The sequence below is a fragment of the Priestia sp. FW507-14D1A genome (assembly GCF_058781295.1).
Window position 1 is genome coordinate 91883 of record NZ_JBYSWQ010000002.1, and the last position, 25253, is coordinate 117135.

Here is a 25253-nt window from a genome sequence, read left to right on the forward strand (position 1 = left end):
GTGGCTGTCTTTTTTATTTCTACTATTTATGAATGGTAGTGGCTAGGAAGAGTATTTATTGAATGCTTATAAAAAAGGTTTCTCTTTATAAGGAATATTCAGTAACACGGCTTATTGTATACCGTTATATACCTTGTTTAACAATGTCTTTAGTTGAGTATTTTCTTCATTACTTAATTGACGCGTGATGAAGAGGTGAGCGTCTTCAACTAAAGGTGAAAGAATTTTCTTTAACTCTTCCCCCTTTTCTGTAAGAAATAGATAGTGTAAGCGACGATCTCGTTTACTGTATATTCTTTTTAAGAGTCCTTTTTCCTCCATCGCATAAATCATTTCTACAATAGTTGTTTGTTTCTTATCAATTGCTTCTGCTAGTTCTGTTTGGGTGATCCCTTTTTGAGAATCTAGAACACTAATGATGCTCCATCGTACTGGAGTCATGCCATAAGGTTTGAGCTTTTTCTTGAAATAATTCATTGCTCTTACATCTGTTCGATGAATAAGATGGCCTGTTAAATCATGTAAATCCATAACGTCACCTCAGAAATGTGAAAAATATGTCTTAAGCTAATAATCGAGTAATATAAGTCTTTATTAGTAGGCGGTATCCATGTGTGATTCTATATAATCGCTACTATTTATCTGACCAAATGTATTCATGTGGCTAAACCTTCTCCTGCACACAGTAATATCATTCTATACTTTGAAAGTTGTTTAGCTTTTTTAAAAGCTAAAATAAAAACCACGATTTACTTCGTGGTTTTTATTTCACAGGTAAGCCCCCTGTTTTACCTTTAGCTGGTTTGGTGATTTTCCACCCTAATAAGATGGCAATGAATCCTATAATTATAAGAAGATATAATGTCGGAACGAAACTTCCTAGATAATCATGCAGAAATCCAATTATAAATGGGCCGACTGCACCAATCATATATCCAATTGCTTGAGTCATTGCTGACCAAGTACTTGCTTCTAGAGGGGAAGATGCCATATCTAATGGTAACAACAAAGTTAGCGACACAAGACCACCGGCACCAACTCCTAAACATATACTTGAAACAATAGGTGTTACGTTTGTAAAACATAAAAGGGATAAACCAATTATTATACTTAAGGTAAAGGTTGTAATCCAAAACCTTCTGCTCGGTAGCACTTTTAAAAGACTAGGTAATAAAAGAGTAGCTGGTAGCTGTGAAATCATAGCAATTGTACCTACAAGACCACCAAATGCTGGTGTCCACCCTTTTTCCTCTACAATGGCTGGTAGCCATGCTGCAAAACAGTAAAATAGAAGAGTTACAATCCCTACAAAAGAAGTTAATAGCCAGGCTTTTTTGTTTTTTAATGGTAAAGAAGCCTTCGTCTTTTGTAAAAAATTACTTACAGGAATACGGGATTGTTTTATTACCATAAGCCAAAGTGGAATAGCGAGTAGAGCAAGAATACTCCAAAATGCCAATCCATTTTTCCATGAATTATTGAACCAGTGTTGAAGTGGTGTTGTTAGCCCAATAGAAATAGATGCACCCACTACCATTGAAGTAGAGTATATGCCTATCATCGATGCTGCCTTGTCTGGAAAATGACTTTTAATAAAACCAGAAAGCAAAGGGCTTACAACACCAATTCCTGCACCAATTAATAAAGCCGTTATTAACAGGTAAATTGAAGAATTTGTAAAGGCCCTTAGAAATGTTGCAATACCTATGCAAGTTATAGCGAAAGTAATCATCTTCTCTGGTTGATAGCGATTTGCTAAACGACCAGCAAATAACGAACAAAAACCAAAACATAACAAAGGAATGGAAGTGAGCAAACTAGCTAAAGTAGAACTCATACCTAGATCCTTCGTTATTCCATGTAATACTGGGCTAACTGAAGTTAGACCCGGCCTAAGGTTAAATGCAGCTAGTATAAGTGCAAATAGAAACAATTTATTACGATTGACCATACTAATTACCTCCAGTTAATTTCTTGAAACTTAATCCTCTTCTATGGTACATTAGGCTTTTTTATAAATGAAATGCATATTTTTTATAACGCATATAACAAAAATGTTATGAGGTTGGGAATGGAAAACAAACATGGAATACAGCAAACTCTATTAGAAAAAATAGAGTGAATGAAACTAATGTGAAAGTGAAATAAGTATACCTTTATCATTTTAGATGAATAAAGTAGAGAAACATATAATACTTAAAGACATCTGAACAAGTAGGTTTATCTTGTGAAAAACGACCAATACAATATTGGTCGTTTTTATATTCATTATAAGTACAATACTTCATGTATATAGTTAACTTACTCTTATTAACAAAAGTAATAGTTAACGCACTTTATTAAAAATAGTGTTAACTATTACATATCTTGTAGAAAAACTCCATATTTGTCGTCACTAACTGTAAATAGTAAAACTTTAATAATAAATAAAATAATTTAGCATTTACTCAACGTACAATAAGACCTATACAAGGTTATTTTATATAAATGTAGTGAATGACAACATTTGTTTTTAAAGGTATATGTATATGAATCTACAAATCTGACCAGACTAATAATGTATTCCCCCCTATTCCAATAAATTTGAAAATCCTTTGCCTGGGCAAAGGATTCTTTTTGTATATGTAAATATTTCTTAAGGCGCAAAGTCTTGAAAACTAGTGACAAGATATATACTAAATGAAATAGCACATAAAGAAATAAAATGTAATATTAAAAAGGGGATTTTCTGTTTGCCTTTGATAAAGAAAGAATAAATAAACCCTAGGATTGTAACTAAAATTAAAATAGGCACAGTAATCTTAATTACAGCACCAAAAATATTTGCTGTATCAATTGATAAAAGAAACAATCCAATTATAACTACATACAAAATTATTGAAGTGACTAAGGAGGCTATTGATACCTTTAAAGCATTTTTAAAAAAGTTTTTCATATAATTTCCTCCTATTTTTAGCATTGCACATTCCCTATAGTATACAGTATAAAAGGAAACAATTACCTTTTATTTCAGAGTATAATATATTTCTAGTTACCATAATGTATGTGGTCGGTAAAAATAAAGCCCTAAAAGTGTTCAACACTCTCAGGGCTCTATTTCTTATACCTGTTATGTATGTAACTAATGTTTCTGTTGACTTTGACTAGACAGATATTCAGATACATCATTTGGAACTTTAAGCTTTAAATTAAGATTTTTAATTTCAACGTCAATATAAGGAACACCTTTGTAAGTAGTAACTGTAGCAACTTGTTTAAGATCTTTTTTACCCTTATTTGATGACTCCCCCAACTTAACAGTTCCTTCCTGATACATTTTATAGACATTCTCTTTTTTAGCATCGGCAGGGATCTCTGCAGCATCCCATTTATCCACTTTTAGTTTATTGATAAATGTATTTATATCTTGCTGCTTATCAATAGTATTTAATACTACGTCTGGATGATTTACAGATGATACTTCGACTTTTTTAGCTTGGTCAAACCCTAAGTTTACGTCTTCCTTCACCTCTTTTTCCTTAGAGCTACAACCAAACAAGAGTATAGATATACTCAAAGCTGCTATGACCCCAATATAAACTTTTTTCATAAAGATCCTCCATGTAATATCCATTAATTTACATAGAAAATTTTAACACTAATTCTTCATTATTACTATACATCTAGAGACGTAGATTGTTATAAATCTCCTGTACAGGTTTAGTTAACGCAAAACGTGTTATCGGCATCAAAAAAGACCTTAAAGTTTAAGGTCTTTTCAGTGCATATATCTAAAGTTTTATATTTGTAGTCCTTTTCTTTCCTGTATGTAATCTATCAGTATTTGGCGTTCGTCCTCAAATAACATTTTTAAGTTACTAATCTCTGATAGAGGCTTCCAGCAAATATCTAATATCAACTCATCTGGATCTTGAAGTTTCCTTTCTCCACCTAACAACTTCACTTCAAAATACTCAATATGGACATTTACATCATATGTGACTGTATCACGTTCACATATTTTATCAATGACCGAAATCTTGTATCCCGTTTCTTCCCAAACCTCTCTTATACAGCATTCTTCATATGTCTCAGATCTTTCTATACCACCTGAAGGTACTGACCATAGTTCCGGCTGATTCGGCTTCTCCTGAGCTACCATTAACAGTTCGTTTTTATCGTTTATACAAATTGCAGCAGCGCCTCTCCACTTAGTCATTTGATCCCCACCTTATTTTACAAAAATATACAATTTCATTTTAACACAAGAAGATAAGGAGACCTTAACTATTTAAACACTATATATATATCTAGTTTCCATAATGTGCTTTTTCGGAAGTAATTTATGTATATGAATGTATAGCGTATAGTCCTCCTTGGAAGCCTTCGTGCTGTTATTCTGCACAAAAATGCACAATGAAAAGATATCCTATTTTTAACAAGGCATAATTATAGTTTCTCCTTTTGTTTCGACGAAAACTTTATAATAGCGTAACTGATAGTTAACACAAGAATAGCGCAAGTGTGCAAAAGTGTATTAACTGGGTTATCATGCTCCACAATAACCAGACGTATCAATGCAGTAATGCCAATATAGAGAAAGTAGCGTAGAGGAAAGTGATAATTCTCTTGAAAATATTTTACGATCATTGCAATAAATTCAAAGTACAAAAAGAAAACTAAGATACTTTCAAGAATTTTGTAGTGAGTCTCAATTCCTCGATTAAAAATAGAAAAATGAATGAAATGGAAAATTTCCTTACCAAGCAAAACGGATAAAGTAACAGCTAGTAAAATCAATGCTGTATTTAAGATAAGCCGGAGAACGTGTGAAACCTTAAAGTTCGGTCTTTTGTTTTGTTGTATCATCAATATTCCTCCTACATACATAGACTCTTTACTTTATTATATCTTCCGTTTTAGATTTAGCGTTAGCCGTTACAACTTGTTTGTTGGAATGTTTATTTTGATTCATATATTGCAATACATGAAGACGATATTTGGAGAACGTAAAATATTTTGTGTAAATGAATAAATACAAAAAGGAAGACCTTTTCTTGTAGAATTAAGTGACCACAACCAATTCAAAGAAAGAAGGTCTTCCTATGAATCAGTTTACAACAGATCTTGTTCAAGCTCTAGTCCAAAAAGAAGATGTAACGAAAATTTTCCGTTCTCACTTAGAAAATGCCGTTAATACGCTCTTAGCGAGCGAATTGACAGCTTTCTTAGACTATGAAAAATATGATCGTATTGGATTTAATACAGGGAATTCACGAAATGGTTCGTACGAACGCACACTGCACACAGAGTTTGGAGAACTTCATCTCGTTATTCCTCGTGATCGGAATGGCGACTTTAAGCAACAGACGGTGGCTCCTTATAAAAGAGCCAATGATACGCTTGAAGCTTTTGTTATTCATATGTTCCAAAAGGGCGTAACGACTGCTGAAATTGCCCATTTGATGGAGCGCATGTATGGTCACCATTACACACCTCAAACCATTTCAAATATGACAAAGGTGATGTCTGAACAGGTAGAAGCCTTCCGAGATCGAACGTTGTGTGCACGCTATGCGTGCGTTTATTTAGACGCTACATATATTGCTTTAAAACGGGATACAGTGTCTAAAGAAGCTGTCTATATTGCCGTTGGCATTCGCGAAGACGGTTCAAAAGAAGTGCTTGGCTATACAATCGCTCCTAACGAATCTGCCTTTGTCTGGAAAGAACTTTTAGAAGACATCAAAGTTCGTGTATCCGACCGAGCTGAAATCTGTGAAGACTTCAAATCTGTGTACCGTGCAGAAAGCCTTGAAATGGGCCAACAGGCCCTACATTCGTTTATTGAAAAGTGGATAGTCAAAGTACCCAAAAGTTACAAAGCCATTGCTCAATAACTCTTATTTGTTCACGTTTTATAGCTTTCCTAAGTCTATTTGGCGCAGTATTTATTCGACCAATCTCATTGAATCTTTTAATAAACAAATCAAGAAATATAGTAAGCGTAAGGAACAATTCCCAAACGAAGAGTCACTTGAACGCTTCCTCGTTTCCCAATTTGACCAGTATAATCAGCGATTTGCTACAAGATGTCACATTGGTTTTGATCAAGCTCGCGCAGAGCTACAAATGATGTTTAAAACAAACTAGTGAATAACGTCTATAAGAAAAGGAAATTCGTATTTACACAAAATTATTGACGGTCCCGATATTTGTCGTCAGGTAGAGTAAATGGTTAAACTAATGATTTACATAAAATACTTAACTATTTATTTATATATTTAGGTTAGTTTTATATAGGTTTTAAATAACTTGAATATGTTATATTTCTATTTAATACATTAGGTCAAAATAAAAAAACTGAGTGATTTAACAATTTCCATTATAATTCTTCCATGCAGCCTTTATTTATAACCTTACCATATTGAAATATCTTCCCTCACCTGGAATGTAATATATTACTAATGAAAACAATAAAAAGCATATTGTACACTTAATGGGTATGTAAGTAATATTTTATGGAGGTTTTAAATTGAAAGCTACTGGCATCGTTAGGAAAATGGACAACCTGGGAAGAGTAGTCTTACCCATCGAATTAAGAAGAACATTAAATATTAAAAAGGACGAACCTGTTGAAATTTTTGTAGATAATGAAAACATTGTGTTGAAAAAATATTCACCTATTTTAGCTTGTAAAGTGACAGGTGAAGTTGCTGAAGATAATCTAATCTTGGCAAAAGGAAAAGTAATTCTAAGCCGTGAGGGAGTAAAGCAACTGCTTAGAGAATTAGAAGTAAAGTTATAACTCAAATATGAAGGATGAGAGCAGACTCTTTTCGACTTTTATACCTTGTCTTTTAATTAAAATGTCTGTCCGACCATTTTGAGCAAGAATACTGTAAAGTATCTTCTATGATAAATATATTAAAAGAGATGGGAAAACAATGGTTTTATTAATGAGATTGTTGTTTCTTCTTTATATCCTTTATGAGTAATGCTTATTTATATAGAAATCTACAGCTTTTTAAAATATTTCCATTTATTTGTTTCGTGTACACCATACATACTTAGTCAACATTACGTACATTATCGGCATTACAAAAGGATCTTCAATTGAAGATCCTTTTGTGCTACTTTTTTTATTATTCCTTTCCACCCAAATCTTAACTTCTTGATTTTATGCCGCGCTTCGCATTGCTCTCCGGCGGTCATGCAATACCATCAGGATGACCATTATCATCATAACTCCTAAGACGCTACCTAACTCCGTGGTCAATACATGTACAAGTGGGTACTCCAGTGCAGGTTGTGTATCAGGGCGAGTGGCAGACAAACGATTGAAGAGATTATATGAGAACAGCATTCCCGAGGCGATCCATGCTGTGGCCATAGGTGGAAAAAAACTCTTCGAACCGCGGCGGTTGGTTAGTACCAATAAACCCCAAGACCCTGCAAAGGCCCACACACCGGTACTCAATGACAATAGGTACCACCATAAATCTCGGTTATCTAACATAGATGGGTTAATGCCAATAGTTCCACCAGCTGCCCAGAATAACTTAATAAATCCAAGCAGGATACAGCCAGCCGCAACAAGTCTAGCCAAGGTGATATACAGTTTCTGACTGTTGCCTGGAAGTAAATCGGTATCGATTGGACCAACAAATGCCTCTGGCCAACGCGTCTTGGCATATCCAGCTAAAGCAAAAGGTAGGCAGATGCCGACTCCAACCAGTGAAATTATTACAAAAATCTGCTCATATACCCAAACGTTGGCGACGGCCCCTGTCTGTTGATCCCGTATCATAGCAGCAGGACCAAGCACCGGTGCCAACAACAACATAGGAATAAGTAAACCAGTACCTACCCAAACGGGAAAGACAACCAACCAGGCAGGCAGCTTCTCACCCCAAGGCATGCTGAACGCAAACGCTAACAGGATACCAACTGCGGCGAGAACCATTGTTATGGCATTTGCAGTGCGCCAACTTATATCACCCATTTGTTCAGTCGGCATGAAGAGTCCGAAAGTCCAGGCAATTTTGATTAACAGATAAGGCGTTACTGCTATAGCAGCACCATAACCCCAAGTTCTACGCTTCTCTATTAATTGAGAAATTATCTTTTTTATTGTCATAAGGTCATCTCGGCAGCTAAATCAGTAAGGTCGAAAATTCCTATCGCTACAATGTATAGAAGGATTCCAATTAAACTATCATCTTTATTTCTATTTATAACCATAAATAAACACCCCTTAAGGTTTATAAATTAACCTGTTTTAGTTCATCAAAAGGATAATGAATGATCTTACACATAACTCTCACCACCAATACCTTATCAAAATCAAACTGCTCTCCTCTCTAAAATACTAATATTCCAATTAAAAATCGCTTATTCTAAAAAATTGACAAAATAAAAAAAGATCGCCTTCATTGAAAACCTTCACACGTCAATTCGTGTACAACAAACCTGCTTCGTTGAACAAGACCTTAAGTAATTTCAAATAGGAATGCTAGTTAACATAATCACCATTTCCGGAACACATCACAAAAAACAACCCTTCTGCCTGAACTGCGACCCAAGGGTTCTCATAAGGATACACATTACCTTGTTATGCAGCTTTTTACTATGTTTGGGGCACAACCAAAGAGAGGTTGATGTATAAAAAGCGCACATTTTATCCATATCTTAATCTTATAATAAATCGCTTTCATAAAGAAAAGATGTTATAATTAGTTTGCTAAAACACACACATTTCATATCTAGTTTTATAAAAAGCTGCCTCTTCTAACGCTCCGAGGCAGCTTTTTATTTTGTTAATATTAAGGTTTGTTCAATATACATAGTATAATCAAATGATAGAACATCGATTTAGTTAATAAAATGAACCTTTATGAAAGTACAAAAGAAAGAGCGTGTTTTGAAAAAAAGTTTGATTAAAATACGTTTTAATATATTCAATTGAATCATTCTTTTATAAAAAGGTTCGATCACTTTTGGGATTCCTATTCAAAATCTATGTAATATCTTACTTATTTTGATTTACTTCTTTAAAGATAACTCGTTCCACTAATAATTGATAAAGGTAGATAATAATTGCAGTTGAAACCGACAAAATGAAAAAATGTTTAGGTCTCATTTTCTTAAACTCAAAAACCCCTACCTTTTTGAAAAACTTTGCGATAGGGAATGAAAGAAGATAATCGAGAACTATATTTAATGTTAAGTACTTTATAAAGCTACCGTATGTTAATTTAAACACCCAAATAGTTGTTATAAAAAATAAGCCTAAAAGGTAAGAGAAATCTAAACGATAATTTGGAAATAAAGCATTTTTTACTTTCCACCACTTACGTCTATCAGCTATTTCGCCTAAAAGACTAAAGATATAACCAATAAAAGTTGCGACTGGAAGAAAACGAACAAAAGAATTTTTCCCTATCAATGGAGTAGTTAACCAGGGAATAACTAGTGTACTAAATGATAAAGCCTTTCTTTTATTAATCATAAGAACCCTCACAAGATACAATTTTTATTTATTATCCTATTTATCCAGAAATTTTATTCAATTAAATGGCTCTAAAAATGAATAAAGCCCTTTCCTTATTACAGGAAAGCGCCCTTTTTTTGAATAAGAAATTAGTATATATTAGCTAATTTAGTTCAGAAAACCTTTGCTAATTATAAAAGGGAAAGTAAAGGTGGAAATGCTATATTAACTTACAAATTGCATGATATTCATTATCCCATTTTAAGTGAATTATCCATTATGAATAACATCCAATATTTTGAGCAAACTACCCAAGATGTAAGCAATGGCATCACAAGGACATTCTGTTAATGCAAAGAGAAAAACTCCTGTTCAGACACAGCAGGAGTTTTTCTCTTTTTAAGCTGTATATGATACACAAACGTAGTTAACATAATGTATATTTCTAGGAATTAAAAACAATAATATCTTATGAATTAATAAAAATGAAGCCAGATATCATGCAGATATCTGGCTTCATTTTTATTAATTCATTTCACCGCCACCACTTACTGGCATATAACTTCCTGTAAGGTAGGCACTGTCATCACTTGCATAAAAAGCAATTGCTTTTGCAATGTCTTCTGGACGGCCAAGTCTTCCAAGTGGAAGAAAAGCTTCTTGTTGTTGTTTAAATTCTTTGGGTAAGTCAGCCGTAGCCTCTGTCTCGACTAAACCTGGAGAAACCACATTTGCCGTAACCCCGTGCTTACCTACCTCTTGAGCAATATATCTTCCAAAGCTATTAAGTCCTCCTTTGGATGTTCCATGCGCGATGAAATAAGGAGATGGATGATTGCTTAAACCACTTGATACATACACAAGTTTTCCATAGTTTTGCTTTTTCATATAAGGCAGTACCATTTTGGTTGATACAAATGCAGCCTGAAGCTCATCATTTGTTTTTTGAATAAATTCTTCCCATGTCATATCTTCAAATGTCTTTTTAGCAAAGCTCATGCCTGCATTATGAACAAGAATATCTACTGTTCCATATGTTTTTACAGTTTCTTCTACCAGATGTCTCATTTGTTCCATATCTCTGGCATCTGCTTGTATAGCAATCGCTTCACCGCCTCTTTGCTGAATAAATTCCACGACTTCTTCTGCTGCAGTTGCACTTCTTGCATAATTAACAACTACTTTTACTCCACGTTGAGCTAATAGTTTAGCAGTTTCTGCACCAATTCCTCGACTGGATCCTGTTATGATCGCTACTTTTCCATTCATTATTGTTCGTCGACTCCTTCAGTTAAGTTGTGAATAATTAATATAAAACACCATATAAGAGGTGGCAATATATGTGCTATAGCACACACATATTCAAATTATATTCCTTATAAAAGCACAGCTTTTATAAGGAACTTTCTATTAGTAACTTATATCATATATTTTATTTAACAATATCTTTAACTGTTCAACCTCTTCAGAAGTTAAATTACTCGTTACAAAATCATGAGCATCCTTAACCACAGGTAAAATAGTATTTTTTATTTCTTCACCCTTTTCAGTCAGGAATAGGTAATGTGAACGCTTATCTCGTTCATTAAATTTCTTCTTCACCAACCCTTTTTTCTCCATAGAATGAATCATTCTAACAACAGTACTGTGATCTTTATCAATTTCTTGAGATAATTCTTTTTGAGTAGTACCTTTTTGACTGTCAAGAATACTAATAATACCCCATTGTTCAGGAGTGATTCCATAAGGTTTTAATTGTCTCATAAAATAATTGGTTAACTTTACATCGGTACGATGAATAAGGTACCCTGTTAAATCATCTAAATGCATATGCCACCTCTAATATATGTGCTATAACACATATATTAGAGGGATTATTATTGAATGTCAATTTTTTCACTTAATTAATGGATAATCTATTTATTTTTTAAAAGGATTAGTATCATTACTTATAAAAAAGTAATGATTAACGTACCTTATTAAAAATAGTTTTATTATTTCCACTGTCTACTTGACAGGGGGCTGTTCAAAGTAGCAAAGGATTTTTTTATTAATAACTATATAAAGTTAACCTATGTTGAAGGATGTCCAGTGTAGATAGTTCAAAAAGGTATACATGTTTAGTTCACATAATGGATTTTACAGGAAGCTATGAATTGGAAAAGAAGATCACATTTGTGACCTCCCTTTTCTCTACTTTTAAAATATTTATTATTGAATCATCATTACTTTTTTAACACTGGTATCCATATTTCACTTTTAAAAGTCGGTGATGTTATATCTTTATGTTCATTCCATAAAATTTCTGGTCCTTCTACTTGTTCATAATTTGAGGATGGAAACCATTCGGAATAAATCCGTCCCCATACATCCTGTAATGTGTCAGGAAATGGCCCAACTGCCTCAAATACAGCCCATGTTAAAGCAGGTACTTCAAGTTTTATCAAATTATCAGGACATTCCTTAGTTGTTGCTACACCGATATAGTGATCAAGCTCCCCTTTTTCCTCCATTCGCCCTTCAGAAAAATTCAAGGATGCACTAAGCAGTCCCATTGGGTCAACATTAGAAAGGTTTTTTAACTTATTTATCGTTTCATCACTTAAGCTTTCCCACATAGCAGAAATCTTTGGGTTAACTCCGTGAAAAATTATAGGCACTCTTTCTTTAATACCGACTATATGAAATGCCTCTTTTTCTTCAATTCGATAGTTCATTTCATTTCCTCCTTTGATTGATAGCTGAAAGGTCATTTATGGATAGGCTTTAAGTGAATAACCATTCTTTTTGGCTTCTGAAGGAGTTAGACCATGTAGATTTTGAAAAGCTCTTGTAAAAGAATCTGGTGAGTTATATCCGTATTTTATCGCAATATCAATGACCTTCATGTTATTATCTCTAAGTTCGAATGCTGCAAGAGTAAGGCGTCTTCGGCGAATGTATTCTGACAAAGTAATGCCTGCAAGAAAAGAAAACATCCTTTTAAAATGATACTCAGAGCAAAGAGCTAGCTTTGCTACTTCTCTAAAATCTATATCCTTTGTTAGGTTCTCTTCGATATAGTATAAAGCTCTATTCATATTTCTAAGCAAATCCATTCATATGACCTCCCTTATCATCAGAATAGCAAGATTTAAATAGATCTATCCGACATTTCATGCACAATTATGTAGGTTTTTCTCTTTTCCCTTCATAAGTTCTTACGAATTTGAGCAAACTACTCAAGATGTTGTGTAGCATCATCCAAGAGTAATTTCATATATCCGGCAGGAAAACCAACCTTTAGGACTCAGAGGTTGGTTTTTCTGTTTTTTAAGCTGTATAGGATATATAAAACTAGTTAACATAATGTACTTATCGGAAACCATATTTTAAAAGCTGTGCCTTTAACAGGTTATATCTCCTTATAATAATTATTGAATAAGGGCAAGCTAAACGTAAAAATGGATCAACAGGTGATTGAATGTCTCACTCATTAAACCAATCTTCACACAACATTTCAAAGCAGCTTAATCAACAATTTGAGATGACAAGTGATTTCGAGAAAAGGACAATTTTTAAAGGTAAGATTTCGATTTTTTATTTAAATACAATCGTAGATAAAGTTCAGATACAAAGCTATATTATTGAGCCTTTGCAACAAAGCTGTGAAATAAACAATGAAAATAAGCTATCTATACAACAAATTAAGACTATTGTTAATTCAGCTTCTTTAAAAGAAACTCATTCGGTCGAAGAGATAAAACATGCTTTAGTCAAAGGAAGTACCTTTCTATTTATAGAGGGAGAAACCAATGGATTACTTATACCTACAACTAAATGGATTGAACGAGGATTAGAAGAAACTTTAGGAGAACGAGCAATAAGAGGGCCTGCTATAGGTTTTACAGAAAATTTAACTACCAATATAAATATCCTGCGACGAATTATCCAGACACCAGAACTAACTATTGATACAAAACCATATGGAAAATATTCGAAAACAGATGTATCTGTCATTTATATTAACCATTTGGTTGATCAATCTATTCTACAAAAAGTACAAGAGCGAATTTCTAACATAAATGTAGACTACATATTAGCATCAAGGATAGTCGAAGATGCTATTGAAGGAAAACCTAAGACTTTTGCTAACCTTGTTATGATAAAAGAGCGTGTAGACACAACCACTTCTGCTCTCTTAGAAGGTAAAGTAATTGTGTTAATAGATGGATCCCCTTATGCGATTATATCTCCAACTTTATTTGTTGATTTTTTTCAATCCCCTGACGATTTTCATTTGAAAACAGGAAGGTTTGTCAATCGATTAATTCGCTATTTAGGGTTTATGCTTTCAATTCTTATCCCAGGTATTTATGTTGGTTTGGAAAAATTCCACAGTGACGATTATAGTAAAAAAATACAAAAAGATGTGTTTAACAATGGAGAGGTGTTACCTACCTTTTGGGAAATCTTCATTTTACTTATTTTATTTCGTATATTAATTGATATTGGCTCACGTGCTCCGAAAGGGACTGTTATTATAATTACACTGTTAGCTACTATTGTTATTGGTGAGATGTCTGTCTCTGCTAAACTTGTCCACCCTGCTAGCCTAGTAGCGACCGGATTAAGCACTTTCCTGTCTACCTTAGTTATTTATCGAGGGCAAACTGGATTATTATCCTTAAGATATGTATATCTTATTACTTGCTATTTTTTTGGTTTGCCAAGTATTATGGTTGTTTCAACTATCCTTATTTTATATCTTGTGCAACTAAAGTCAGTAGGTGTGCCATATTTATCACCCCTCATTCCATTCAGATGTGATGAATTTCAAGATATATTTTTTCGAGGGAATTTACGTAAGCTTCAAAACAAGAAACACGAATTTCCTAATACAGAGTAAACAAAGCATACTATTCGACCCCAATCAATAATTTAGTCAAATGAATATAAGAGAAAAACCTCTGGTTAAAATCAGTGGTTTTCTTTTTTTATGTATACCATATACAACCTTAGTTAACATAATCACCCTTTCCGGAAGACATCAAAAAAGAGAAACCTTTGGGAGTAAGGGTTCCGATGAGGTTCTCTTTTCTTCTTTATGCAGCTTTTTATACATCCTTGATATAACGCTGATTATCCAAGGCTTAAGTAGCAGAAAAATGTATAAAAAGCGCACCTTTTATTCATATGCTAAGTACTTCAAATAATTGATTTTATATGTAAATATGATATATTAAGGGTCAGACTATTTTTACAAATTTCTACATAACCCTATTTATGAGCAACCTCGCTTCCACTGGCGAGGTTGCTCTTTTATTTTGTTAACGATAATAATTACTTTAACATCTTGTAATAGATTTAAATATCTTATCCGTAAAAGTATATCTTTTTAGAAAAATTCGCGTCGAAATAAAAGAAATAACTGTTAAATAATCATTGATATTCTGTGATTTAGAAGCGTAATACTTTGTAGAAAAAAGTTTCATTTGTCTACACGGAGTAAAATCAATAACACTACTTTTAATAAAATACGTTTAGTTTTACTTAATGATATGACGAAAAGTAAACTACACATAATCAGCTTTTTTAAAGGGGGGGAAGAAAGACCGATATTAAAAACCAACAATTCCTAGAGACTATTGATTATTTGCTTTCCTCAATTTTAAGTATGTATATGTACTTAACGTGATGGCTACCATTACTATACAAGTAAGAGGAAATAGAATTGTATTAACAAAATGATCATAAAACCAGGTATACATGAAAACCACCTCAAATAGTGTAAATTCACCCTGATAAGCCTTGTCTTATAGGGGTTTAACAGATTGTAAGAACCACCTCATCTTCGAAGGAAATAATGCAAATAAACCTTTTATGCCCTCTGTTTCTTTCTATTTTTCAAGAAAGCAACAAGAAGAAGCAGAGAAGGAATAATCCCGAGGATAGGCATATGCAGAATAAACATTTCTACCTTTAGTCCTTCATGTAGATGTTCTTGAACATTGCTGGCAATCGTGCTAGCCATAAATAGAATAACGAAGCCCAAAGGGTATGAAAGGCGTGAAGGTGATTTAATCTTAAATAAGTTAGCCGTACCTATGACAGCTGCATATAACAACACACTAATCTTAATGAAACCACCGATAACTAAAGCAAGCATAAAAAATACATCAAGACGTTCCAAAAAGTCAGCTACCTGGATGCTTTGTACGGTACTAAGAAGAGGAAATTGTGAACGTGCAGTCAAATCAACCCCAAGTACACTAATGTTAATAAGCATGGTAATAGTTAAGTTGATTCCACTTAGTCCTGTTGCACATAACATCGTCATTTTTGCCTTTTTTTGGTTTTTTAAATAGGGTAAAATCATTGTAAATACCATCGCTTCTGCAAACGGGAAATAGATAGTTTGAGTAAATGCAACTTTCAGGACGGGGAATACACCCTCCTCAAGTACTGGCTGTAAGTTTGTAAACTTGATTAAACCTGAACATACGATGAGAATAAATCCCATGATGGCAAAAATATATATAAATATAAAAAGGATCTCTCCTGAGCGAGCTACAACCTCGATTCCTTTTCGAATCGTATAAATAACGACAAGCATTAATAAAGTATGTGCAATGAATAAAGGAGTCTCAGGGTAGGCGGAGGTTAACAACATCGCCCCAAAATCACGGAGAACCCTTGCTGCATCATACATAAAATAAAGGATGTAGACAAAGGCAAGTACCGTTCCAATCCCTTTACCCATGATTTTTTGCATGTACTCGGTAGGCAGGAGATCCGGGTAATAAGAATGCAGCTTATTATAGACTAGAAATAGAACAAAACTTCCTACCATCCCAAGCAGAATCGCAAGCCAGGCGTCTTGTTTTACATCCATTGCAATAGGTACCAATAAAGAACTACCTAGTTCAAACAAAACCATTAGAATAAATAATTGACTGGCACTAATTTTTGCCTTCTCCATTCCACTGGAACCTCCTTTCTAATTTTATTTAAATTAATCTTTTGCTTTCTCGACCTTTCATAACGTACAATCTTTTAAACGTTATGTAATAGATAGCAGATTTACTTTAAGGTTAATTCTAGGCTAAAAGTATTCTTTCTACGGGTAAGAACTTTACTGGAGAGCTTAACAAGAATGACAATATTACATATGAAAATTAGCTAGTTAAATGTGTTTTCCTCATGCTTCTTCCTGTTTTTAAAGAAAGCTACAAGAAGAAGCAAAGGAGGAATAATCCCAAGAAGAGGAATGTGTATAGTGAACATTGCCACCTTCAGCCCTTCATAGTTATGTTCTTGAAGGTTACTCGCAATGGTAATAGATAAAAAGAGAATGATTAGCCCTAAAGGATACGATAACCGTGAAGGTGATTTAACCTTGAACAAATTGGCCGTACCTATGACAGCCGCATAAAATAATAAACAGATTTTGAAGAAGATAGTGATAATTGAAGCAAGCATAAAAAATACATCAAGCCGTTCTAAAAAATTAGCTACTTGGATGCTCTCTACTGTGCTAAGAAGAGGATATTGTGAACGTGCAGTTAAATCAACCCCCAATACACAGACATTAATGAGCATTGTGATAATTAAATTGATTCCACTTAATCCCGTTGCACATACCATGGTCACCTTTACCTTCTTAGGATTATTTAAATACGGTAAAATCATGGTAAATACAATGACTTCTGTAAACGGAAAATACAAAGTTTGAGTAAATACCACTTTTAGGATGGGAAATAAACCTTCTTCTAAAATAGGTTGTAAATTTTTAATCTCAATTAATCCAGAAGATATAATTAAGATAAAACCACCAACCGCAAGGACATACATAAAAATAAAAAGCAGTTCTCCGGATCGAGCTATGACCTCAATTCCTTTTCTGATTGTATAAATAATGACAAGCATTAATAATGCATTGGCAATGAATAAAGGTGTGTCAGGATAAGCAAAGGTTAATAGCATTTCACCAAAATCACGTAGAACCCTTGAGGCATCGTACATAAAATAAAGAATGTAAACAAAAGCCAGTACGGTACCTAATACTTTACCTAAGATTTTTTGGATATATTCTGTAGGCAAAAGGTCAGGATAATAGGTATAAAGCTTGTGGTAGACTAACAATAGAACGAAACTGAATACCATTCCAAGAAGAATTGCAAGCCAAGCGTCTTGATTTGCATCTATCGCAAGAGGTACCAGTAAAGCACTACCCAGCTCGAACAGAACCATTAAGATAAAGAGCTGACTAGAACTAATCTTAGCTTTTTCCATTCAATTGAGACCTCCTTTTTGGTTTTATTAAAGCGTCCTTCTGCTTTTTGAATGGTTATTTAACTTTCTATCACTTTCGAACGTTATGTAATAAAGATGAGATTTGTTCTAAAGGTAACTCTAATGTAGAGAGAACCTTTCTACGGGTAATTACCTTATTAGGAAATGTCGCTATAAAGACTATATTCTATATAAAAACTAGCTGATCAAATATGTTTACTCCCATGACTCTTCCTTTTTTGTAAGAAAGCTATAAAAAGAAGGATAGGAGGAATTATGGTGAATAGAGGAATATGCAGAATAAACTTGGCTATATATAATCCTTCATGGAGATGTTCTTGGAAATTACTCGCGATTGTGACAGATAAAAATAGAATAACAATACCTAAAGGATACGCTAACATTGAAGGTGATTTAATTTTGAATAAGTTAGCTGTTCCTATGGTGGCTGCATAAAATAATATGGTAACCTTAAAAAAAATCCCAATCACCATAGCAAGCATAAAAAACACATCAAGCCGTTCTAAAAAATCTGCTACTTGGATGCTCGCGACTGTACTAAGAAGTGGGAATTGGGAACGCGCAGTTAGATTAACACCAAGTACACTAATATTAATGAGCATCGTAATAACCAAATTGATTCCACTTAACCCCGTTGCACATAGCATAGTCACTTTTGCTTTCTTAGAATCATTTAAATACGGTAAAATCATTGTAAACACAATAGCTTCAGTAAACGGAAAATATAACGTTTCAGACAATGCAACCTTTACCGATGGTAATAAGCCTTCTTCCAAAACAGGTTGTAAATTCTTAAAATCAATTAAACCAGAAGATATAATTAAGATAAATCCAGCAACTGCAAGGATATACATAAAAATAAAAAGCAGTTCTCCTGATCGAGCTATGACTTCAATTCCTTTTCTGACTGTATAAACAATGACAAGCATTAATAATGCATTGGCGATGAATAAAGGCGTATCAGGATAGGCAAAAGTCAACAACATTTCACCAAAATCACGTAGAACTCTTGAGGCATCATACATAAAATAAAGAATGTAAACAAAAGCCAGTACGGTTCCAAGTACTTTACCTAAGATTTTTTGCATATATTCTGTGGGTAAGAGGTTGGGATAATAGGTATAAAGTTTATGGTAAACTAAAAATAAAACGAAACTGCCTAACATTCCCAATAGAATCGCAAGCCATGCATCCTGTTTGGCTCTGATGGCAAGAGGTACCAGTAAAGCACTCCCCAGCTCAAATAAAACCATTAGAATAAAGAGCTGATTGGCACTAATTTTTGCTTTCTCCATTTAACTGGCACCTCCTTTTCCTTATTTTTGATTCTCTTTTATTCCTGAAAGAAATGACTTGTTTCGTAAGCCAGCGCGACGTACATAGGCTTCCACTGTAATATCTACATCTAACTTCGGAAAGTACACATCATTCCATTCCATTTTCATTTTCTTAAATTGATTTGGTCTAGTACGGTGAACTACTTCTCCAAATCCCAAAATATCCGTTTTGTTTTTTTGGGCACGTTCAATAGCTACCCTTAGCTCTTTTTTAATTTCTTTCCTCACGGATTGTTCGATTTTTGTAATGACCTTTGGATTGGTGATATCAACAGGTACCTCCATGTCACCGATATCTCCTTCAACACGTGTATGAACAGAAATATGAGGTTTGCCATTCTTCACTTGAGCAGACACACTTGTTTTTTGTCGTACAGTTTGATAAGCAATAGCTTCTTTCTTTCCTGCCCAATCAATATTAATATCCGTTCCTTGGATTTTATCAAGAATCCATACCGTTCCTCTTGCTGGTTTTCCATACAACCAATCTACTAGCTTTCCCTGTTTTAAGACAGCAATTCCAGAAGCACGAAGCGTTGCTTCGGGTGCACTTTCCTGAAGGTTATCCAGCTTTTGTGCTTGCTGGGGATTTCCATCTAGACGAAATCCTGATACGACAGTTCCACTTCCGGGAGATTCAAGGCTCTTCATCACCTCTTGAAGCGATGTTTTTACATTCTCTCCCCATTTTCTTTCCGTAAATTCTAAGGTTTTCAGCACTTTATTCGCTGGAATCTTATCAACCGGCGTTAACGTTTTCACTAGATCAGCTGCGGACGAATGGTTGGCAATCACGAGGGTGGAAGTATTTCGAAATTCTGGATCTCGATCAAACGCATCAATTAATGTATCAAGCCCTTCTTCTTTAGCCAATTTTTCACCAACCACGACCAAGTTTGTATGAGCATAATACAATCGTCGAGAAATTCTGCCCGAAGCCCGTCTACTTGCTTCGACTACATTGTCTCCTGAAGCTGAATAAATGGTAATAGGAGGGCTTTGAGTACCGCCTCCCCCTCCTTGTATACCAGCCACATTCCCTGGATTAATAATTTGGAGCGTTATGTGATATCTTCCATCTTTTGTTTTATCGACGCCCAGAGCTGCCACGATAGCAAGGTCAGTTAACTCTTTTTTACTCCAACAACTGGTGAGCAAGATGGTTACCGTCATCATCAATAAAAGAAAAACTCCTTTACGCTTCATTGTTGTCACCTTCTTCAAAATCACGATTCACCATACCACGAGATGCAGGGGGGTGCGGGTTTTGATTTGATCCTTCTCGAACCGTGTTAGCAGTAATTAATCGCGGTCTTTGTCTCAGTGTCCACCACGGTAATCTTATAACGGTATCTCCATTGTTTACAGGGATGAAGGGAGCAAATGGAGCCATATAAGGTACCCCAAACGAACGTAAACTGCATAAATGTACAACCATCATTAAAAGGCATAAAATGATGCCATAGAAACCAAATGTTGCTGCGCCAATCATAAACAAAAACCGAATTAAGCGAGCTGAAATCGCCATATCAAAAGAAGGTGTGGCAAAACTGGCAATGGCTGTGATCGATACAATGATAACCATTGCTGGTGACACAATACTTGCTTGAACGGCTGCTTGACCAATTACAAGGGCCCCGACAATGGATACGGCTGAACCAATAGCTTTAGGTAAACGTATCCCTGCTTCTCGTAAGATTTCAAAGGTTAGCTCCATAAGAAGGGCTTCCACAAATGCTGGAAAAGGAACAGCTTCCCTCTGTGCCGCAATTGCTACAATGAGCGTGGTTGGTACCATTTCCTGATGGAAGGTTGTTACCGCGACATAGGTAGCAGGCGCGATTAACGAAATCATAAACATAAAAATACGTAAAAGACGAATTGAGGTTGCAATGTCAAAACGCGCATAATAATCTTCAGCCGATTGGAAGAATTGCATGAACAAAGCAGGTGCAATCAGTACAAAGGGGGTTCCATCCACAAATATAGCAATCCGCCCTTCTAGTAGGTTTCCTGCTACAACGTCAGGTCTCTCCGTGTTGTACATAGTTGGAAAAGGGGTGAATGTTTGATCCTCTATTAGTTGTTCAATATAACCTGATTCCAAAATGCTATCAATATCAATTCGCTTCAATCGCTGACGAATCTCTTTAACGACTTTATCATTGGCAATGCCATGTATGTACATAAATGTCACATCTGTCTTTGTTACGCGTCCCACTTTTAAAGACTCCATCCATAAATCAGGGGTTTTAATGATGCGGCGTACCATAGCTGTATTGGTCCCAAGAGACTCGGTAAAGGCACCTTTTGGTCCTCGCACCACCATTTGAGTAGTAGATTCCGCGATGGAACGTTTGTCTCCCCCTTTAGTGCTAGCACTCAGTGCTTGATCTACTCCATCCACTAATATAAGAGTATCTCCTGCCATTAAAGATGCAAACAGATCATCCAAGTTAGTGACAAAAGATATGTTTCCAATTGTCATTATATCTTTAGAAAGCAGGTCTATCGCATTGTACTGATTTAATTCTTCTTTATGATCATCCTTCATCATAGATTGCAGTAAAAACTCTTGAATCGACTGATTGTCTACAATTCCTTCTACATAGACAATTGCTGTTTTTATGTCGGAATCCCCTCCCATTTTTATCTCACGAATAACGACATCTGAACTATTTCCGGTTTTCTGCTTAATCATATTAAGGTTGTCTGATAATGAAACTTGTATCCGTTCTATTTGATGATCAGGAGTTTGATTCTCTTCACCCTGTGATCGTTTCTTTTTTGGTTTGCGATCTTTAAAAAACGAAGGCATAGATCTAAGCACCCTTCTTTAAATTTTTATTAATTTAACCATATAGAAACTTTTTATGTAAAAATTAACAATAAATATTTATGTATCATCATAGAAGAAAAAGAAAAACCTATTAAATGGAGCGTGATTGATATGAAAATCATAGGTATTAGCCTTTTAATGATGGGATGCTTAATGGGATTTTCTTTAGGCATTGATATTCTTCAAGGATTTGATTTTTCTCAGGCGTTGTACAACGCCTTGAGTCCTTTTCGAGTAATGGAAGTTGCCGAATTATTTGTGCTCTTTTTTCTTCTTTTTCTTTTTTTTGCTGAATCTTTATATCTTTTTATGAAGAAGAAAAATCAAAGCAAGTAACTATATAATCATCAATTATCATTTTTAAAAATAGGAAATGGACATAATGGTAATTTAGTTCAGGCTACCCGTTTCAATCAGTTCTTTCATTAATCAAGATTCATATAAAATAATTCATCATCTGTGTTATTTAGTTGTTCATTTATCCATTTCCTTACATTATTCATTCTGGAATCAAAAGCCATTTGAAAGAGACCAGTTAACTGAAAATCGGTAAAATGACTTCTCTTTAATTGAAGAAAAGCCTCCTGATAGGAAGAGAAATGAAGCTGTTTGAATAAGAAATCATCCATTGCCTCTCGAATATATTCTTCATTTTTCCAACAATTCATGGGAACATGAGCAAATTTCCAAGGCCTAAAGACACTAGGATAAATCGCTTCAACTATTTGAAAAGGGGAATAGCCTAAAAGCGTAAAGGCGCCACCTAAACCATGTTGTCTAAAAAAATTAAAATTAACTCGAAAGGGTATTTCTTCCATAGGAATCTTCATTTTTTCCTCTATTACATATCTTACTGCCTCAATAGCTCTTCTCTTTCCTTCTTCTCCCTCCCAATATTTATCAGGAGTTTGTTGGAATTGCCAAGGTTTAAATTTTCCTGGATAGGCATTATCAATGACTTCATAATAATTCCATCCATATAGCATAGCAGGGGGTCTGAGACGATGAGACCATAATGTATTGGCACCTACTTGAAAAGGGATTTCATCGATGGGGATCGATAAGTGTTGCTCAAGTAAATAGCATGTCATATAGCGCATATATTTTTTTCCTTCCTTACCTACAAAGAAATAATTAGGAAATCTTTTTCTTCTCTTTTCTAGAACATCTTGATAAACTTCAATGACTTGTTCTCTATTCACTATCGAAAGCCCCTTTTGAGAAAGTATATTTTTTATTATTATGTATAATAATAGGATTTATATACGAATGGAGCAGAATCTGATAAGCTACATAATAAAAAGAAAAGCTACTTATCCTTTATCAGTAGCTTTTCTTTTTATTATGTAAATAGGGATAAGGTAATTGATAAAGGAAAATATATACTCGTGCATATTGGTTCTTGAAACCCAACTCCAACGAGTCCACCACTCTTTCTAAGCTGCGAATTTTTTGTGTTTAAAACAAAAAAATGTAATCGTTTTCTAATTTGATTTGTTGTAAAATAAAAAAGGCATGTTAATTGGAGATTTTTCGAAATGTCATCTTAACTCATTGAGCCTATTCCCACATCACAGCACCAGGGAATAGGTTTTTTAATGCAATTATGGATATAGTATTTAAACCTATATTTAAAGTGGAATTATTTGTATAAATTTAACAATAACACAAAATATATAGTTCATAAAAGTATACCTTTACGAACTTTTCTTTTTCATGAGAAATCTATCATCTTTATCGTTCGCTTAAGTTATAAAAACAATTATGAACGTCTTCTGGAATCCATGCACTTTTACGAACGTTTTTAGTAATAAAAAAGGATTCATACCGGTTAATTGATATGAGTCCTTTTGAAACATAGTTATATACCAATAGGTATTTCTTATAATAAAATTAATCCACCTATTATAAGAACAGCACCAAGCATAATACGGAACCCAGAAGACGACACTGGATCAGTAACTATATCGGATGCTACTGCTAAAAAAACTAAAGTTTTTTTAGTCTTTCCTTTTGTGTTTTTATCTTTTACAATGATTAAAATTCCCGAGATTAATAGATACAAACCAACTAGTAAAACTAATATAGGTATAAAAATTATTTCCACCTGCTTTTATGTATTATAGTGTATTTATTTTCTATGCTTTTTATAACGTACATAGCTCTTTGTGTATGTATAAATAAACCATTAGAAAACATTCAATATTGCTCCAATAATAATTGCTATTAAAAAATATATCAGGAGACTAAATGACAGTAAATATTCCCTCGTTTCTCCGTTATATCTCCACTCCATAAAGATTCGGAAACTTAAATAACATAAACAGAAAATAATTAACATGACCCACATAGGAACCTGTTTAAAAGCAATAAAGAGTATAATAAAAACTTTTTTCTACCCATTTATGCCACTTGTTCACATAATTTTTTCAGTGTCGAGGTCATCTTTAACATTTAATTTTATAGCAAGATACTTTGTAATAAGAGATGCTACTAACAATAATAGTAAGAGGTATAAAAATGTTTTTAGCAATAATATTCAACTCCTATTTAAAATACATTTAATAAAGTGCCAACTCCTATAGAAGCTAAATAAAAGAAGAAGAAAATAACGGCTAAAAGGTGTTCCCTCGTTTCTCTTGCAAATTTCCATTCCATAAATATATTAAATCCCTGATAAACAATACAAAAAGCAGCTAAAATAATCCACATAGGGACTTGATTATAATAGCTTAGGGAAAATAAAAATATTATGTATAGTACAACTTCTATTCTTGAGTGCCACCTGTTTACTTTTTTTCTGTAAATCTCTGGATCGGTTTCTAAGTGCATCTTTTTTCTTAAGTATTTTTCAACATAATGAGCGATATAAAACGCTACTATAATAAAAATCAAAAATTTGTACATAAATACCTCCTAATGTCCAATAATATCTTTTTTTCTATTTTAATTAAATTAATCCAATTATTGTAGAATTAATTATATGATTTAAGGCAGGTTTCATTGAGCAGTAAGAAGAGGCTTCACTTGTGAATAAAGATATAGTAGCAATTGAAAGTGATAAAATTGCGTTTTACAAAGATTTAAAATATATGTTACTTAGGAAGATGACGCAATAACAAAAATAACTGTGTGACGAAAAATATGGAAGGTTAAAGAGCCCTTGTATATCAAGAGCTCATATTTTTGTATGGTTCCTATAATCAAACTTATGGTAACTAAACTAGAAAATAAAAAGCCTGGATCTCCTTAGATACAGGCTTTTTCTCAACTCTGTTGTTTAAGTAGAAAAAAGTACTTACTTTAAATT

At 33.9% G+C, this 25253-nt stretch carries 21 protein-coding genes and 2 pseudogenes; 4 read left to right on the plus strand and 19 right to left on the minus strand.

Going from position 1 to position 25253, the window contains the following annotated elements; all coding sequences use genetic code 11:
* Window positions 1-111: 111 nt before the first annotated feature.
* The 6 genes from AC3WJG_RS08925 to psiE all read right to left on the minus strand — a co-directional run bounded on the left by AC3WJG_RS08925 (window position 112) and on the right by psiE (window position 4848).
* Window positions 112-531, minus strand: coding sequence for a MarR family winged helix-turn-helix transcriptional regulator (locus AC3WJG_RS08925; RefSeq protein ID WP_028408085.1), 420 nt, complete (start codon window positions 529-531; stop codon window positions 112-114).
* Window positions 532-763: 232 nt separating this feature from the next.
* Window positions 764-1951, minus strand: coding sequence for an MFS transporter (locus tag AC3WJG_RS08930; RefSeq protein ID WP_337133387.1), 1188 nt, complete (start codon window positions 1949-1951; stop codon window positions 764-766).
* Window positions 1952-2635: 684 nt separating this feature from the next.
* A complete protein-coding gene (locus AC3WJG_RS08935) occupies window positions 2636-2935 on the minus strand; it encodes a hypothetical protein (protein WP_261590712.1) in 300 nt (99 codons plus the stop codon).
* Window positions 2936-3121: 186 nt separating this feature from the next.
* A complete protein-coding gene (locus AC3WJG_RS08940; protein ID WP_492588142.1) occupies window positions 3122-3589 on the minus strand; it encodes a hypothetical protein in 468 nt (155 codons plus the stop codon).
* A 189-nt stretch (window positions 3590-3778) separates the two neighbouring features.
* Window positions 3779-4198 carry an NUDIX hydrolase gene (locus AC3WJG_RS08945; protein ID WP_492588144.1) on the minus strand — a complete coding sequence of 140 codons (420 nt, stop codon included), beginning with the start codon at window positions 4196-4198 and terminating at the stop codon, window positions 3779-3781.
* A gap of 230 nt (window positions 4199-4428) precedes the next feature.
* Window positions 4429-4848, minus strand: a complete 420-nt coding sequence (psiE, locus tag AC3WJG_RS08950) for a phosphate-starvation-inducible protein PsiE (RefSeq protein ID WP_016764251.1) — start codon at window positions 4846-4848, stop codon at window positions 4429-4431.
* 236 nt (window positions 4849-5084) lie between these two features.
* Here psiE and AC3WJG_RS08955 point away from each other — a divergent pair.
* Window positions 5085-6132: pseudogene (locus AC3WJG_RS08955) on the plus strand (IS256 family transposase).
* A 382-nt stretch (window positions 6133-6514) separates the two neighbouring features.
* Entirely contained in the window at window positions 6515-6787 is a 273-nt protein-coding gene (locus AC3WJG_RS08960; RefSeq protein WP_492588147.1) for an AbrB/MazE/SpoVT family DNA-binding domain-containing protein, read from the plus strand.
* A gap of 372 nt (window positions 6788-7159) precedes the next feature.
* Here the strand turns inward: AC3WJG_RS08960 and AC3WJG_RS08965 are convergent, their stop codons facing one another.
* The 5 genes and pseudogenes from AC3WJG_RS08965 to AC3WJG_RS08985 form a co-directional block, all read right to left on the minus strand.
* Window positions 7160-8119 carry a hypothetical protein gene (locus AC3WJG_RS08965; protein WP_492588149.1) on the minus strand — a complete coding sequence of 320 codons (960 nt, stop codon included), beginning with the start codon at window positions 8117-8119 and terminating at the stop codon, window positions 7160-7162.
* A gap of 891 nt (window positions 8120-9010) precedes the next feature.
* Window positions 9011-9490, minus strand: coding sequence for a hypothetical protein (locus tag AC3WJG_RS08970; protein WP_455931230.1), 480 nt, complete (start codon window positions 9488-9490; stop codon window positions 9011-9013).
* Between the two features lie 507 nt (window positions 9491-9997).
* Window positions 9998-10741 (minus strand): SDR family NAD(P)-dependent oxidoreductase, encoded by a 744-nt coding sequence (locus tag AC3WJG_RS08975; protein ID WP_492588151.1) that lies wholly within the window; start codon window positions 10739-10741, stop codon window positions 9998-10000.
* A 141-nt stretch (window positions 10742-10882) separates the two neighbouring features.
* Complete coding sequence (locus AC3WJG_RS08980) at window positions 10883-11302, minus strand: MarR family winged helix-turn-helix transcriptional regulator (RefSeq protein WP_261590537.1); 420 nt, start codon at window positions 11300-11302, stop codon at window positions 10883-10885.
* 395 nt (window positions 11303-11697) lie between these two features.
* Window positions 11698-12570: pseudogene (locus AC3WJG_RS08985) on the minus strand (AraC family transcriptional regulator).
* Between the two features lie 365 nt (window positions 12571-12935).
* Between AC3WJG_RS08985 and AC3WJG_RS08990 the strand changes: the two are divergent.
* Window positions 12936-14360, plus strand: a complete 1425-nt coding sequence (locus AC3WJG_RS08990; RefSeq protein WP_492588153.1) for a spore germination protein — start codon at window positions 12936-12938, stop codon at window positions 14358-14360.
* Window positions 14361-15332: 972 nt separating this feature from the next.
* Here the strand turns inward: AC3WJG_RS08990 and AC3WJG_RS08995 are convergent.
* The 5 genes from AC3WJG_RS08995 to AC3WJG_RS09015 form a co-directional block, all read right to left on the minus strand.
* Window positions 15333-16433 carry a GerAB/ArcD/ProY family transporter gene (locus tag AC3WJG_RS08995; RefSeq protein WP_098790727.1) on the minus strand — a complete coding sequence of 367 codons (1101 nt, stop codon included), beginning with the start codon at window positions 16431-16433 and terminating at the stop codon, window positions 15333-15335.
* A 200-nt stretch (window positions 16434-16633) separates the two neighbouring features.
* Window positions 16634-17746: a GerAB/ArcD/ProY family transporter gene (locus AC3WJG_RS09000; RefSeq protein WP_492588155.1), complete on the minus strand. Its 1113-nt coding sequence runs from the start codon at window positions 17744-17746 to the stop codon at window positions 16634-16636.
* 206 nt (window positions 17747-17952) lie between these two features.
* Window positions 17953-19062, minus strand: coding sequence for a GerAB/ArcD/ProY family transporter (locus tag AC3WJG_RS09005; RefSeq protein ID WP_492588157.1), 1110 nt, complete (start codon window positions 19060-19062; stop codon window positions 17953-17955).
* Window positions 19063-19083: 21 nt separating this feature from the next.
* Window positions 19084-20310 carry a Ger(x)C family spore germination protein gene (locus tag AC3WJG_RS09010; RefSeq protein WP_492588159.1) on the minus strand — a complete coding sequence of 409 codons (1227 nt, stop codon included), beginning with the start codon at window positions 20308-20310 and terminating at the stop codon, window positions 19084-19086.
* On the minus strand, window positions 20300-21922 hold the full coding sequence (locus tag AC3WJG_RS09015; RefSeq protein WP_492588161.1) for a spore germination protein: 1623 nt from the start codon (window positions 21920-21922) through the stop codon (window positions 20300-20302). Before AC3WJG_RS09015 ends, AC3WJG_RS09010 begins: the two co-directional genes overlap by 11 nt.
* A 132-nt stretch (window positions 21923-22054) precedes the next feature.
* Between AC3WJG_RS09015 and AC3WJG_RS09020 the strand changes: the two genes are divergently transcribed.
* Window positions 22055-22279, plus strand: a complete 225-nt coding sequence (locus tag AC3WJG_RS09020) for a YczF family membrane protein (protein ID WP_492588302.1) — start codon at window positions 22055-22057, stop codon at window positions 22277-22279.
* 89 nt (window positions 22280-22368) lie between these two features.
* Here AC3WJG_RS09020 and AC3WJG_RS09025 read toward each other — a convergent pair whose 3' ends face one another.
* The 3 genes from AC3WJG_RS09025 to AC3WJG_RS09035 form a co-directional block, all read right to left on the minus strand.
* Window positions 22369-23145, minus strand: a complete 777-nt coding sequence (locus AC3WJG_RS09025; protein WP_492588163.1) for a DUF4046 domain-containing protein — start codon at window positions 23143-23145, stop codon at window positions 22369-22371.
* Window positions 23146-24131: 986 nt separating this feature from the next.
* Window positions 24132-24326 carry a DUF4181 domain-containing protein gene (locus tag AC3WJG_RS09030; RefSeq protein WP_373364788.1) on the minus strand — a complete coding sequence of 65 codons (195 nt, stop codon included), beginning with the start codon at window positions 24324-24326 and terminating at the stop codon, window positions 24132-24134.
* Between the two features lie 167 nt (window positions 24327-24493).
* Window positions 24494-24850, minus strand: a complete 357-nt coding sequence (locus AC3WJG_RS09035) for a DUF4181 domain-containing protein (RefSeq protein ID WP_060746757.1) — start codon at window positions 24848-24850, stop codon at window positions 24494-24496.
* Window positions 24851-25253: the final 403 nt, after the last annotated feature.